We start from the raw sequence: 12,898 nt of genomic DNA, 5'->3' as shown, positions 1-12,898 counted from the left end.
TTTGTCATTCAGGGGTTGTCAATTTGCGGCCACTTGCTCGCCATTTGCCACACCGAGCTCCGCGCTTGGCATCAACATGGGAGACAGGTTCTTCAGCATGTCGCGGACAGTGGCCGCAAGGTCGTACTTCGGAGCCCAGCCCCAGTCGCGACGTGCACAGCTGTCATCGATCGAATCGGGCCACCCGCTGGCAATCGCCTGTCGAAAATCGGGCTGATACACGATCTCGAAGTCGGGCAGGTGCTTGCGTATCTCCTGCGCGATCTCGCGGGGCGTGAAGCTCACGCCGGCGAGGTTGTAGCTGCCGCGTTCGAAGATGGCCGAACTGGGGGCTTCCATCAACTCCAGGGTCCCGCGCACCGCGTCGTCCATGTAGAGCATGGGCAGCGGTTCATCCTCGGCAAGAAAGCAGGTGTAGCGTTCTCTTTTAAGGGCCGCGTGGAAGATGTCGATCGCGTAGTCGGTCGTTCCACCGCCGGGGCTTGCCTTGTAGGAAATCAGTCCCGGATAGCGCAGGCCGCGAACATCGACGCCATGGTTCTCGAAGTACCAGCGGCACCAGCCCTCCCCGGCCAGCTTCGAGATGCCGTAGACGGTGCTGGGCTCCATGACCGTTCGTTGAGGTGTGGCATCGGCGGGTGTCGTCGGACCAAAGGCGGCGATGGAGCTGGGCCAGAACACTTTGTCCAGCTTGCGCTGCCGCGCGACCTCCAGGACGTTCAACAGGCTGCCCATGTTGAGTTTCCATGCCCAGTCGGGTGCAGTCTCGCCGGTTGCCGACAAGGCCGCCGCGAGATGGTAGATCTGGGTGATTCGATGCTTCTCGACCACCTTCGTGAGTTGGCCGAAGTCCGTGGCGTCCAGCATCTCATAGCGGAGATTGGCATGCCGGCCCACCTCCAGACGGTCACTGCCCACCACGTTGTCCGCGCCGTAGCGGTCCGCCAGCGCAAGGGAAAGCTCCGTGCCCAACTGGCCGTTGGCGCCGATGACCAGAATGCGAGGGAATCCGGTCATGCGACCACCCCCAGTTCTTTGCCGGCTTGCGCGAAGGCGCTCAACGCAGCGTCAAGCTGGGCACGGGTGTGCTGCGCGCTGATCTGAACGCGGATGCGCGCCTGGCCCTTGGGCACGACGGGGTAGAAGAATCCAGTCACGTAGACCCCGAGTTCGAGCAACCGACGAGCCAACATCTGAGAGAGCTCCGCGTCATGGAGCATCACCGGGATGATCGGGTGTTCGCCTGGCTTCAGTTTGAAACCGCGTGCCGCGAGCCCGGCGCGGAAGTAGCGCGTGTTGTCCTCCAGGCTGTCGCGCAGGTTCGTGTCGGCCTCCAGCAGGTCGAGCACCTTCAAGGTCGCGCCGACGATCACCGGTGCCAGGCTGTTCGAGAACAGATAGGGCCGCGAGCGCTGGCGCAGCAACTGAACGACGTCCGCCCTGGCGCTCGTGAACCCTCCGGATGCACCGCCCAGAGCCTTGCCCAGCGTGCCGGTGATGATGTCCACCTTGCCGAAGACACCGCGGTATTCATGGGTGCCGCGCCCTCGCTTGCCGAGAAAACCGGTGGCGTGTGAATCGTCAACGCCTAGCAAGGCCCCGAACTCATCGCAGACATCACGGATTTCGTCCAGGCGGGCGATGGTCCCGTCCATCGAGAACACTCCGTCGGTGAACACCAGCTTGTACCGGGCTCCCGCTTCATCCGCCGCTTTCAGTTGCTCGCGCAGGTCCATCACGTCGTTGTGTCGGTAGCGGTATCGCTTGGCCTTGCACAACCGGATCCCATCGATGATGGACGCGTGATTGAGCTCGTCGCTGATTACGGCATCGCCCTCGCCCAGCAGCGTCTCGAACAGCCCGCCATTGGCATCGAATGCCGACCCGTACAGGATGGTGTCTTCCGTGCCGAGAAATTGCGAGAGCCGGGCTTCGAGCGTTTTGTGGACATCCTGCGTTCCGCAGATGAATCGGACGGAACTCAGACCGAACCCGCGCGCAGCCAGTGCGTCATGGGCGGCCTCGATGACGCCAGGATGGGACGACAGGCCCAGATAGTTGTTCGCGCAGAGATTGATCACTTCCCGCCCATCGGCGGTGGCGATCTGGCTTCCTTGTGGCGATTGGATCGTGCGCTCGAGCTTGAACAGGCCAGCGGCCCGTATTTGCTCGAGTTCGGTTCGGAGCGAGGCGTAGAAATCTGCAGTGGTTCTCATGATTGATCGTCAGGGCCCAGGGCGGCCCAAAGTCCTTTCTAGAAAATGGCGGCGCCCGCGCCATCGCTCACGCGCTGGCGCAGAACGCGTTCGAAGTGGCTGGGGTCATGAGCTTTCAGAGCGGCGGCTTCGCGGGGCATGTAGCAGTCCCGCAGCCGCGATACCCAGAAGCGCAAGGCCGCGGCACGCTCAAGGGCCGGCAATAGACGACGTTCCTCAGGCGCGAGCGGGCGCACCGACTCGTAAGCTGCCAGAAGTGCTGCCCGCCGGACGGCGTCGGCGCGTCCGCTGTCCAGACACACGCCCCAGTCGTTGAGACAGACCCCGATGTCGAACAGGAGGGTGTCGCAACCCGCGAAGTAGAAATCGAGGAAGCCGCTCAAGCAGCCGCCCTCGAACATCACGTTGTCGCGAAACAGGTCGGCATGAATTGGCCCGCGCGGGAGGGCTGCGTAGTCGGGCGATGCGGCCATGCGTGTCTGGAAGGCCAGTTCGTCCAGCAGCAGCGTGCGCTGGTCGTTGTCGACGTAGGGCAGCAGAACCGGCACGGTTTCCTTCCACCACGGCAGGCCGCGCAGGTTGGGCTGATGGCGGGCATAGTCCCTGCCGGCCAAGTGCATTCGCGCCAGCATTTCGCCCACAGCGCTGCATTGCTGCGCATCGGGCGCCAGTTCGCTCTTTCCGCGCAACCTTCCCACCACTGCGGCCGGCTTGTCCTTGAGACGGTGCAGGATGCGACCGTCGGCATCTGGCGCCGGCCTCGGCACCGGAACGCCGCGATCGGCCAGATGCTGCATCAAGTGCAGGTAGAACGGCAATTGCTCCCATGCCAGGCGCTCGAACAGCGTCAGCACGTACTCGCCGCTATCCGTGTCCACGAAGTAGTTGGTGTTCTCGATGCCGCCATTGCAAGCGGCCATGGCCTGCAGGTTGCCAAGGCCCAGCCGCCGGAGGAAAGCTGCAGCCTCGTCGTAGGGAACTTCGGTGAAGACAGCCATGCTGCGATCAGGACAGGTGTGCGGAGACGAATGCCTTGACCTGCACCGCATCCGCCGGGAGCACCGTCACGCGCTTGGGCAGATCTTCGATGCCCTGGAACCGCGCGGGCCGGTCGGGCTCGTGGCCCAAGGCTTCGACGATGGTCGCGGCGAACTTGATCGGCAGCGCCGTCTCCAGCACGATCATCGGTACATCGGGCTGCACGAAGTGGCGCGCCACCTTCAGCCCGTCGGCCGTGTGGGTGTCTATCGTCACGCCAAAGCGCTGGTGCGTGTCGCGGATCGTCGTCAGGCGGTCGGCGTGTGTGCTCTTGCCGCTCAGGAACCCGTAGCGCGCATGAGCCAGCGTGAATACGGGGTCGGCGCTGAGGTCGAAGAGGCCCTTGGTCACGAGCTCCTCGCCGAACAGACGCTTGACTGTGCCCGCGTCGCGGCCCAGCAGGTCGAACACGAAACGCTCGAAGTTGCTGGCCTTGGAGATGTCCATCGACGGACTGGAAGTCTCGTAGGTGTCGGCGCTGCCGCGGACCCGGTAGATGCCGGTGCGGAAGAACTCGTCCAGCACGTCGTTCTCGTTCGTGGCGAGCACGAGCTTGTCGATGGGCAGGCCCATCATGCGCGCCACATGGCCGGCGCAGATGTTCCCGAAGTTGCCCGACGGCACGGTGAAGCTCACCTGTTCGGTGTTGGACTTCGTAGCTTGGAAGTAGCCGGCAAAGTAGTACACAGCCTGGGCCGCGAGCCGCGCCCAGTTGATGGAGTTGACCGTGCCGATCTTGTACTTGTGCTTGAACTCGAGATCGTTGGACACGGCCTTGACGATGTCCTGGCAGTCGTCGAACACGCCCTCGATCGCGATGTTGTGGATGTTCGCGTCCTGCAGGCTGAACATTTGCGCCTGCTGGAACGGACTCATGCGGCCGTGCGGCGACGTCATGAACACGCGCACACCCTTCTTGCCCTTCATCGCGTATTCGGCAGCGCTGCCCGTGTCACCCGAGGTGGCACCCAGAATGTTGAGCTCCTCGCCGCGGCGGGCCAACTCGTACTCGAACAGGTTACCCAGCAGCTGCATGGCCATGTCCTTGAAGGCCAGCGTCGGGCCGTTGGACAGGGCTTCGAGCCACACGCCGTCTTCCAGCGGCTTGAGCGGCACGATCTCCTTCGTGCCGAACACCTCTTCGGAATAGGTCTTGCGGCAAATTGCGCGCAGGTCCTCGGCGGGGATGTCGTCGATATAGAGCGAGAGGACTTCAAAGGCGAGCTCCGCATACGGCAGATCGCGCCACTTGGACAACTGCTCGGTTGTGACCTGCGGGTATTGCTCTGGCAGATACAAGCCGCCGTCGGGCGCCAGGCCCTCCAGCAGAATTTCGCAGAAGTGCTTGCGGTCGGGATGGCCGCGGGTGGACAGGTACAGCATCGTGGGTTTCATTTCTTGACGAGGGGGTCTCAATATCCCCGCGAACGATCGACGAGCCCCATCAGCGGAGCGCCCGCCTGGTGGCAGCGGATGTTGTCAAGCACCTGTTCCACGGCCGTCTCCGGCTGCGTCATGCTCGCGATGTGCGGCGTGAGCAGGATCTTCGGGTGCGCCCAGAAGGGGTGGCCCGCCGGCAGCGGCTCTGGATCGGTGACATCAACGACCGCGCTCGACAGCCCGCCGCTCTCCAGCGCATCGAGCAGCGCCTGGTGGTCAAGGTGCGCCCCTCGGCCGACATGCACAAGCGATGCACCGCGCGGCAGATGCTGAAACAGTTTGGAGTCGAGAATGCCGCGCGTCTCCTGGGTAAGGGGAAGCAGGCACACGAGGATGTCGGTGCCGGCCAGCATCGCCGCCAGTTCTTCCCGACCCGCGTAGCACGCCACGCCGTCAATCTGGCGGCGCGTTCGGCTCCATCCGGCAAGCTGGAAGCCGAGTGTGCGCAGCTGGTCCAGCACAGCGCATCCGAGCACACCCAGGCCGAGGACGCTCACGCGCCGCTTCGATGCGGGATAGACGCGGTGCGCAGCCCAACGGGCCTCTCGCTGCTGCCGGATGTACGTTGGCAGGTCCCGGTGAAGCGCGAGCACAGCCATCGTGGCGTACTCCACCATGCCTGCGACGACGCCGGGCTCCGCCATGCGCACCACCGGCAGTTCCGGCGGAAGCACAGTCAGGTCGAACTGGTCGATCCCCGCGCCCGTGGAGAAGAAGAGCTCCAGGTTGGGGAACTGCCGTTCTATGTCCTGCGGTGGCACCCACGCGGCAAGATAGCGCACCCGGTCCGGCTCTCCGATGTCGGGCCAGATATGAAACGGAATGTCGGGCGCCTTGGCGGCGAACAGACGCGCCCACTCCGCCCCGCGCACGGGGTCTGCCTTGTACACGAAAGCCATGGCGCTTACTTGTAGACGACCCAGATCTTGCGAGTGGTCTCGATGCAGCGCCAAACGCCGGTGAAGTCGGGCTTCATCACGAACGCGTCGCCCGCCTGTACCCGCACCGGCGGCTTTCCGTCTTCGGTCACCTCGGAAATGCCCGAGAGGATGTAGCAGAACTCCATGGTGCCACCCTTGATGGACCGGAAGGTACCCGGCGTCGTCTCCCAGACCCCGGCGCGCACTTTTTCATCGTCAGAACGTTCGACGTCCCAGTTCTTGAATTCCGCGTTGCCTTCGATGACGCGCTCTGGCAGCGGGCCGCCTTCGCGCGCGGTGCCCAGGTCGTCATACTTGAAGAAGGTGAGATTGCTCATGAGAGAGGGTCCTTTTTGGAAGATAAGAAATCAGAAGGCGCCGACCGTGACCTTCGAGCCGTCGGCAAAGCGCGAGAAACGGTAGGGCGTGGGATCGACGGGTGGCTCCTCGCCGGTGACCAGGCTCGCAACAAGTTGCCCCGTGGCAGGGCCGGTGCCGAAGCCATGTCCGCTGAACCCAGCTGCGAGTACGAACCCCTTGATGGCATCGACCGGCGAAATGACCGGCACGCCGTCCGGCGTGCTGTCAATGTAGGAAGCCCAGGCCTGGTCCACCGTCACGTCCTTGAGCGCGGGGTACAGGTTCTGGAAGCAGCCGAGCAGGTGGCGGATCGCCCGCGGATCCGGCGCGGGATCGAGGACGCGGATCTGCTCGAACGGCGACGCCTCGTCGAATCGCCAGCTGCCGAGCGCTTCAGGGCCCCGGAAGAAGGATCGGCCAATGCCGAATTCCACGGCCTTGATGCGCTTCATGAACATCGGCATGAATTCGCGTGCGTAGCGCAGCCCCTGCGGCGTCAATTCGAGCTTCGCCTTCCCGCTGATCGCCAGGTTGTAGCCGCCTTCCAGGCGGCGCGTCAGCGAGCACTCCGGCGCAGAGAGCGCCGCCGGCAGGCCGTCGATGGGACGGGTGCGCAGGACGGACGCGCGCACGCTCGCCTGCGGGAAGGAAATGCCGTGGCGGCGGCAGAACGCGGATGCCCAGGCTCCGCCGGAACACACGACGGCGCTGGTCTTGATCAGGCCGCGTTCCGTGATCACGCCGGTGACCGCGCCATTGCTGATGTCGAGGCCGCGGGCCGCGCAATCCTGGTGGACCGTGGCGCCAAGCGCCCGTGCTCCTTCGGCGATGCCTGGGGCAGCAAGGGCAGGCTCTGCCGTGCCGTCGTCCATCGAGTGCACACCGCCCAACCACTTTCGCGAACCGCTGCCCTTCATCACGCTCGCGGCCTCCCCCGCTGTGAGCATGCGGGTGCGGACGCCGCCAGGCCGTCCTATGTTTTGGCCCCAGCTCTCCCACGTGGCCAGTTGCTGCGGCTTGTCGGTGGCGTAGTACAGGCCGCAGCGACGAAACCCCAGGTCCCGCCCGATGTCGCGCGTCATCTCCTCCCAGAGGCTCAGCGCCCGCGTCGCGAGCGGCAGGTCGCGCACGTCGCGGTTCTGCTGGCGGCACCAGCCCCAGTTGCGGCTGGACTGTTCGCCGCCGATGTAGCCTTTCTCGAGAAGCGCGACCGACAGGCCGCGCTTGGCCAGGAAATAGGCCGTGCAAACGCCGACGATGCCGCCGCCAATGACCACGACGTCGGCTCGTTCGGGCAGCTTGTCGTCGCTGCGGATGCGAAGAATGGGTGGAGACATGAGCTTGCGTTAGATGTCGTCGCGGATGCACGCAGTGGCGTGGTTCCGATCGACGATCCTGAGTTCGGGCACGCCGCTCGCGCACGCCGACTGGGCATGGGGGCAGCGCGTGCGGAACGCGCAGCCCGACGGGGGCGACAGCGGGCTGGGGATGTCGCCCTTGAGCAGTTCGCGTGGACGCCGCTGCCGCGGATCGATGTTCGGCACCGCGGCCATCAGGGCACGCGTATACGGATGCCGCGGGTTGTTCAGCAACGACTCCGCGTCGCCGATCTCCACGAGGCGTCCCAGATACATCACTGCTATGCGGTCCGAAATATGGCCCACCACGGCGAGGTCGTGGCTGATGAACAGCATCGTGAGGCCGAGCCTTTGCTTCAGCTCCAGCAGCAGATTGATCACCTGGGCCTGCACTGACACGTCGAGGGAAGACACGGGCTCGTCGGCCACCAGCAGTTGTGGTTCGGTCATCAGCGCACGGGCGATTCCGATCCGCTGGCGCTGCCCGCCGGAGAACTCGTGCGGATAGCGCGAACGGTGCGCCGGATTCAGTCCGACGGTTTTCAGCACGGCGTCGATGCGGTCCCGCCGCTCCTGCATCGTGAGCTCCGGCATATGGATTTCCAGCGGCGCCGAGAGCAGTTCCTCAACCGTGTGTTTCGGGTTCAGGGACGAGTACGGGTCCTGGAACACCATCTGCATCGCGCGCCGCAGCGGTCGCATCTGGCGCCGCGTGAGGCCCACCAGGGGTTCTCCATCGAAGTGCACCTGCCCGGCCGTCGGCGGTTCCAGGTTCAGGATGGCGCGGCCAATTGTGCTTTTGCCCGAGCCGCTTTCGCCCACGAGACTCAGCACCTCGCCTCGGCGAATCTCGAAGCTGACGCCGTTGACTGCCTTGACGTTCTGCGCCGGCTTTCCCAGCCAGCCGCCACCCAGCGGAAACCACTTGTGCAAACCCTCGACTTGCAACAAGGGGGGCGTAAGGTGTTGTTGCTGCATCATGCGGCTCCTTCAAGTTCCGGCCAACGGACGCATCGCACCTGATGGCCCGGCGTGACGTTCTCCAGGTCCGGCACCGCGGCATCGCAGCGGCCCGGCTCGAAGTGGCCGCAGCGCGGCCCGAAGGTGCAACCCGGCGGGTGCGCGGCCGGATCCGGAACATTGCCCGGAATCGCGAACAGCGCAGTTTTGCGGGCCCGATTCGAATGAAGCCGCGGAACCGAGTGGATCAGGCCACGGCTGTAGGGATGCCGCGGCTCCGTGAACAACGGAACGACATCGGCCTGCTCGACGATCCGGCCCGCATACTTCACCATGACGCGATCTGCGATCTCGGCGACCGTGCCGAGGTTGTGCGTGATGTAGATCATGGCCATCCGGGTCTGCGATTGCAGCTTTTCCAACAACTCGAGGATCTGCGCCTGGATGGTGACGTCGAGCGCGGTGGTGGGCTCATCCGCGATCAGCAGCGAAGGCTCGCACGCAATCGCCATGGCGATCATCACGCGCTGCCGCATGCCGCCGGACAGCTCGTGCGGGTAGTTCGTGAGGCGCCGCTTCGGATCCGAGATGCCGACCTGGTTCAAGAGGTCGGCAGCTCGGTCCGTGGCGGCACGCGCGCTCATCCCGAGGTGGATTCGCAAGCTCTCGCAGATCTGCGCGCCGACGGTGTGCACGGGATTGAGCGACGTCATCGGTTCCTGGAAGATCACCGAAGCGACGCCGCCGCGCACCTGGCGCATCACGCGCTCGGGCGTGCCGACCAGCTCGAACGTCTTGCCATCGCGCGCCGCCAGCCGCGCGGAACCCGTGATCGTGCAGTACGGCGCGGGCGGCGTGAGGCCGAGCAGGCCCAGGCAGGTCACGCTCTTGCCGGAACTGGTTTCCCCCACCAGCGCGAGTGTTTCGCCGCGGCGCACCGAGAAGCTGACGTCACGCACGGCATGCACGGTTCCGCCCGCTGTACGGAAGGAGACGTTCAGATCGCGTACGTCCAGGATGTTCCCCGCTTCAGCGGCGGATTGAGCATCGCGGATGCGGATCGGTTCGTAAAGATTCATGTCAATCACCCTCAACGATCCAGTTTCGCGTCCAGCGCGTCGCGCAGGCCGTCACCAATGAAATTGAAGCTCGTGACCGTGAGCGTGATGGCCACCCCCGGCACGATGGCGAGCCAAGGCGCGTTGGTCAGGTAGCTCTGCGCGTTTTCCAGCATGTTTCCCCAGCTCGGCGTCGGCGGCTGGATGCCGAAGCCCAGGAAGCTGATGTACGACTCGGCCAGGATGGCGTGCGCGATGTTCAGCGTCGCAGCCACCACGATGGGCGCGACGGCGTTGGGCAAGAGTTCGCGGAACATGATGCGGATGTCGCTGGCGCCGAGCGATTCCGCAGCCAGCGCGAAATCGCGTTCGCGCAGTGAGCGTATCTGCCCTTCCACCACGCGCGCCACTTCCATCCAGCTTGCCACGGCGATCAAGACCACAATGGACGTGACGGACGGCTCGATCAAAGCCGCGATGGCCAGCAGCAGAAAGATGGTCGGGAAGCAAAGCATGGCGTCCACGAACCGCATCAGCGCAGCCCCGATCGCACCGCGGTAGAAGCCCGCCACGAGACCGACCAGGACGCCCACCACCACCGACAGTGCGGTGGCCGCGAAGCCGATGGACAGGGAGATGCGGCCGGCATACATCAGGCGCGCCAGGATGTCCCGGCCCAGCGGATCGGTTCCGAGCAGGTGCGGGCCCGCGAACGGCGCCGTCAGCCGTGCGCGGATGTCGGTGTCGGTGTCATTGAACGGGATCAGCCAAGGGCCCACGAAGCTGAAGAGCGTCATGAACAGCACGACGCCTACGCCCAGGAGCGCCACCCGGTGGCGCATGAAGCGCCTCAGGGCCGGATAGCGCTCGGCGAACGTCCGGCGCGGCGGAGCCAGCGATGCGGTCTGGACGGCACTCATTTCGATGCTCCTTTGATGCGCGGGTCCGCGACGGAGTAGAGAAGGTCGGCGAGCAGGCTGCCCAGCAGAACCATGCAAGCCGTGAACATCAGCATCCCCATCACCACGGGGTAGTCGCGATTGCTCACGCTGTCGAGGAACAGCCGGCCCATGCCCGGCCAGGTGAACACGGTCTCCGTCACCAACGCGCCGCTCAGCAGCGTGGACACGTGCAGGCCGGTGATCGTGATCATCGGCAGCAGCGCGTTGCGAAGCGCGTGGCGCAGCAGGATCTGCATGGCGGGCACGCCTTTGGACTTGGCCGTGCGGATGTAGTCCTGGTTGATGACGTCGAGCATCGACGAGCGCATGTAGCGGCTCCAGACTGCAGTGGAGACCAGCGCCAGCACGATGCAAGGCAGCACCAGGTGCCTCAGCCGGTCAATGAAGGAACCGTCTCCAATGTTTTCGCGGTTGCCCGCCGGCAGCCAACCGAGGTTCACCGAGAACACATAGATGACCGCCAGCCCGAACCAGAAGGTGGGAATGGACAGGGCAACCATGGCGCCCACCGTGGCCAAGTGGTCAAAGATCGAATAGCGCCGCACCGCGCCCAGGATGCCGATCATGCCGCCGATGAACATCGCGAGCAGCGTCGAGGCGATCATGAGTTCGAGCGTCGGACCGATGTGCAAGCCAATCTTTTTCAACACCGGCAGCTGGTCGCGGTACGAGTTGCCCCAGTCGCCTGTGATGAGGTTTCCAGCCCAGTCCAGATACTGGATCGGCAAGGGCCGATTCAAGCCGTATTGCTCCATCAGCCGATCGACGTCTTCCTGGCCGAGGTCGCCAGTGGCCAGGAACTGCGACAGCGGCCCCCCGGGTGCGAGATGCAGGATCGCGAAGGCGATCATCGAGACAAGCGCGAGCAGCAGCAGCGACTGCAACAAGCGGCGGATGAGGTAGCGTGCCATGTCAGGCCGTCCAGCGCCAGTTGGCCGCGTTCCAGCTGTTCGCCAGCACGTTCACGTTGGCCGAGAAGCCGTCGAGGCCGGCCTTTGTCCCCTCGATGATGACCATATGGAACAGCGGCAGGTGCGGCAGGTCGTCGTTGATCAGCGCCTGGACCTTCGCATAGATCTCCTTGCGCTTGGCCACGTTGTGCTCCTTGCGTCCCCTCGCCAGCAGCGCATCCACTTCGGGGTTCTTGTACTGGCTCACGTTCGACCCTGACCCGGTGAGTTTGGGAATGCTGCCGGAGCCGAACCGGTGGGTCACGTCCGGGTCCGATGCGATCGTGTACGTGGTCCCCGCCATGAGGCTGTCGAACTCGGAGTTTTTCCAGAAGTCGGCCCACAGCACCGCCGCGACCATGTTCTTGATCAGCATCTCGACGCCGATCTTCTTGAAATCGCTGGCAATGAGTTGCTGGGTCTGCGCTCGCAGCTGATTGCCGGTGGTGGTGGAGTTGGTGAAGGAGAGGCGCACACCGTTCTTGACCCGGATGCCGTCGGGCCCTCGCACCCAGCCGGCTTGGTCCAGCATCGCAGCGGCCTTGTTCAGGTCATAGGTGGGCGTGGGCAGATCCATGTTGTATGCCCAGTGCGCCGGCGGAAGGAAGTTCTTGGCGGGCTTCGGCACGCCGTAGTAAACGATGTTGCAGATCGACTGCCGGTCGATCGCGATGTTGAGCGCCTTGCGCACGGCCTTGTCGGCCAGCGCCGGGTGTGCCAGGTTCAGCGAGAGGTTCTCCACCCCGCCGAGCGGCGCGTCGTAGATGCGACGTCCCGGCAGGGCCGTGGCTTCCTTGTGGAAGTTGGCGGGAATCCCCTGAATGCCGACATAGTCGATCTCGCCGGTCTTGAACTGCGTGTACAACGCGTTCAGGTCCGGCACGTACTTGAAGATGAGCCGGTTCAGGGACGGACCCTTGCCGAAATAATTCGGGTTGGCCTCCAGGAGCACGTGATCGCCGGTCTTGCGGCTGACGAACTTGAACGGGCCCGTGCCGACCGGTGCCGCCGCGAACTGCGGCGCATTCGGGTCGGCGAAGCCCGAAAGAATGTGCGCGGGCACGATGAAGAACCAGCTGAGCGTCGAAGTGAACGGAGCGAACGCCTCCTTCAACTTCCAGGTGACGATGTGGTCGCCCTCGGTCGCGACGCTCGTGATCAGGTCGAACCCGGTCCGGTTGCGCGCCCGGAACGCCGGGTTCTTCATCAGCTCAATGGAGTATTTGACGTCAGCGGCCGTGAGGGGCTTGCCATCGTGCCACTTCACGTCGCGACGCAACTCGATGCGCCACGTGAGGCCATCCGGCGAGATTCCGCCGTTCTCGACAGTGGGGATCGCCTTAGCCAGCACGGGCACAAACTTGCCCTCGTGGTCGAGCGCCCACAGCGAGCTGAACAGGTTCCACCATACGCCCTGGTCCACTTCGTTGGCGGCCATTAGTGGATGGAGCACCGTCACTTCCTGCGAGAAGCCGATGATGGCCTGGCCCGTCGGCTTGGTAGCCTGCGCGGACGCGTCGACACTCGTCACCAGGCCCAGGGAACCCAGGGCGAAGGAGGCTGCGCCGGCAAATACGGCGTCGCGCCGCGTCATATTGCCCATGCAAACCTTGGCAAGGTTGTTCGTCAGTTTCAT

The 12,898-nt window shown here is 64.5% G+C and carries 12 protein-coding genes; all 12 read right to left on the bottom strand.

What is annotated here, in order from left to right; all coding sequences use genetic code 11:
• Positions 1–18: 18 nt before the first annotated feature.
• From ASC78_RS00710 to ASC78_RS00655, 12 genes are read right to left on the bottom strand one after another with little or no spacing between them, the layout of a single operon-like run.
• The gene (locus tag ASC78_RS00710) at positions 19–1,017 is read right to left on the bottom strand and encodes an NAD-dependent epimerase/dehydratase family protein (protein ID WP_055795177.1); all 999 of its coding nucleotides are present in this window, start codon (positions 1,015–1,017) and stop codon (positions 19–21) included.
• Entirely contained in the window at positions 1,014–2,216 is a 1,203-nt protein-coding gene (kbl, locus tag ASC78_RS00705) for a glycine C-acetyltransferase (protein WP_055795175.1), read from the bottom strand. The genes ASC78_RS00710 and kbl overlap by 4 nt, the downstream gene beginning before the upstream one ends.
• Before the next feature lie 38 nt (positions 2,217–2,254).
• On the bottom strand, positions 2,255–3,214 hold the full coding sequence (locus ASC78_RS00700) for a homoserine kinase (RefSeq protein WP_055795173.1): 960 nt from the start codon (positions 3,212–3,214) through the stop codon (positions 2,255–2,257).
• 7 nt (positions 3,215–3,221) lie between these two features.
• On the bottom strand, positions 3,222–4,637 hold the full coding sequence (gene thrC, locus ASC78_RS00695) for a threonine synthase (protein ID WP_055795879.1): 1,416 nt from the start codon (positions 4,635–4,637) through the stop codon (positions 3,222–3,224).
• A 29-nt stretch (positions 4,638–4,666) separates the two neighbouring features.
• Positions 4,667–5,593, bottom strand: coding sequence for a 2-hydroxyacid dehydrogenase (locus tag ASC78_RS00690; RefSeq protein WP_055795171.1), 927 nt, complete (start codon positions 5,591–5,593; stop codon positions 4,667–4,669).
• Between the two features lie 5 nt (positions 5,594–5,598).
• Entirely contained in the window at positions 5,599–5,952 is a 354-nt protein-coding gene (locus ASC78_RS00685; RefSeq protein WP_055795169.1) for a cupin domain-containing protein, read from the bottom strand.
• A 30-nt stretch (positions 5,953–5,982) separates the two neighbouring features.
• The gene (locus tag ASC78_RS00680) at positions 5,983–7,311 is read right to left on the bottom strand and encodes an NAD(P)/FAD-dependent oxidoreductase (protein ID WP_055795167.1); all 1,329 of its coding nucleotides are present in this window, start codon (positions 7,309–7,311) and stop codon (positions 5,983–5,985) included.
• A 9-nt stretch (positions 7,312–7,320) separates the two neighbouring features.
• A complete protein-coding gene (locus ASC78_RS00675; RefSeq protein WP_055795878.1) occupies positions 7,321–8,310 on the bottom strand; it encodes an ABC transporter ATP-binding protein in 990 nt (329 codons plus the stop codon).
• Positions 8,310–9,371 carry an ABC transporter ATP-binding protein gene (locus ASC78_RS00670; protein WP_055795166.1) on the bottom strand — a complete coding sequence of 354 codons (1,062 nt, stop codon included), beginning with the start codon at positions 9,369–9,371 and terminating at the stop codon, positions 8,310–8,312. The genes ASC78_RS00675 and ASC78_RS00670 overlap by 1 nt, the downstream gene beginning before the upstream one ends.
• A gap of 11 nt (positions 9,372–9,382) precedes the next feature.
• On the bottom strand, positions 9,383–10,270 hold the full coding sequence (locus ASC78_RS00665; RefSeq protein ID WP_055795165.1) for an ABC transporter permease: 888 nt from the start codon (positions 10,268–10,270) through the stop codon (positions 9,383–9,385).
• Positions 10,267–11,223: an ABC transporter permease gene (locus tag ASC78_RS00660; RefSeq protein WP_055795163.1), complete on the bottom strand. Its 957-nt coding sequence runs from the start codon at positions 11,221–11,223 to the stop codon at positions 10,267–10,269. Before ASC78_RS00660 ends, ASC78_RS00665 begins: the two co-directional genes overlap by 4 nt.
• Position 11,224: 1 nt before the next feature.
• Positions 11,225–12,898, bottom strand: coding sequence for a peptide ABC transporter substrate-binding protein (locus tag ASC78_RS00655; protein WP_055795162.1), 1,674 nt, complete (start codon positions 12,896–12,898; stop codon positions 11,225–11,227).

The organism is Variovorax sp. Root318D1 (assembly GCF_001424835.1).
In the GTDB taxonomy this organism is placed as follows: Bacteria; Pseudomonadota; Gammaproteobacteria; order Burkholderiales; family Burkholderiaceae_C; genus Variovorax.
Note: the sequence above shows the minus strand (reverse complement) of the source record. Positions and strands in the feature narration are given on the sequence as shown.

Excerpts from the sequence above, each read along its gene's own strand:
- ASC78_RS00710 (WP_055795177.1), bottom strand. The coding sequence starts at position 1,017 with ATGACCGGATTCCCTCGCATTCTGGTCATCGGCGCCAACGGCCAGTTG.
- kbl (WP_055795175.1), bottom strand. The coding sequence starts at position 2,216 with ATGAGAACCACTGCAGATTTCTACGCCTCGCTCCGAACCGAACTCGAG.
- ASC78_RS00700 (WP_055795173.1), bottom strand. The coding sequence starts at position 3,214 with ATGGCTGTCTTCACCGAAGTTCCCTACGACGAGGCTGCAGCTTTCCTC.
- thrC (WP_055795879.1), bottom strand. The coding sequence starts at position 4,637 with ATGCTGTACCTGTCCACCCGCGGCCATCCCGACCGCAAGCACTTCTGC.
- ASC78_RS00690 (WP_055795171.1), bottom strand. The coding sequence starts at position 5,593 with ATGGCTTTCGTGTACAAGGCAGACCCCGTGCGCGGGGCGGAGTGGGCG.
- ASC78_RS00685 (WP_055795169.1), bottom strand. The coding sequence starts at position 5,952 with ATGAGCAATCTCACCTTCTTCAAGTATGACGACCTGGGCACCGCGCGC.
- ASC78_RS00680 (WP_055795167.1), bottom strand. The coding sequence starts at position 7,311 with ATGTCTCCACCCATTCTTCGCATCCGCAGCGACGACAAGCTGCCCGAA.
- ASC78_RS00675 (WP_055795878.1), bottom strand. The coding sequence starts at position 8,310 with ATGCAGCAACAACACCTTACGCCCCCCTTGTTGCAAGTCGAGGGTTTG.
- ASC78_RS00670 (WP_055795166.1), bottom strand. The coding sequence starts at position 9,371 with ATGAATCTTTACGAACCGATCCGCATCCGCGATGCTCAATCCGCCGCT.
- ASC78_RS00665 (WP_055795165.1), bottom strand. The coding sequence starts at position 10,270 with ATGAGTGCCGTCCAGACCGCATCGCTGGCTCCGCCGCGCCGGACGTTC.
- ASC78_RS00660 (WP_055795163.1), bottom strand. The coding sequence starts at position 11,223 with ATGGCACGCTACCTCATCCGCCGCTTGTTGCAGTCGCTGCTGCTGCTC.
- ASC78_RS00655 (WP_055795162.1), bottom strand. The coding sequence starts at position 12,898 with ATGAAACTGACGAACAACCTTGCCAAGGTTTGCATGGGCAATATGACG.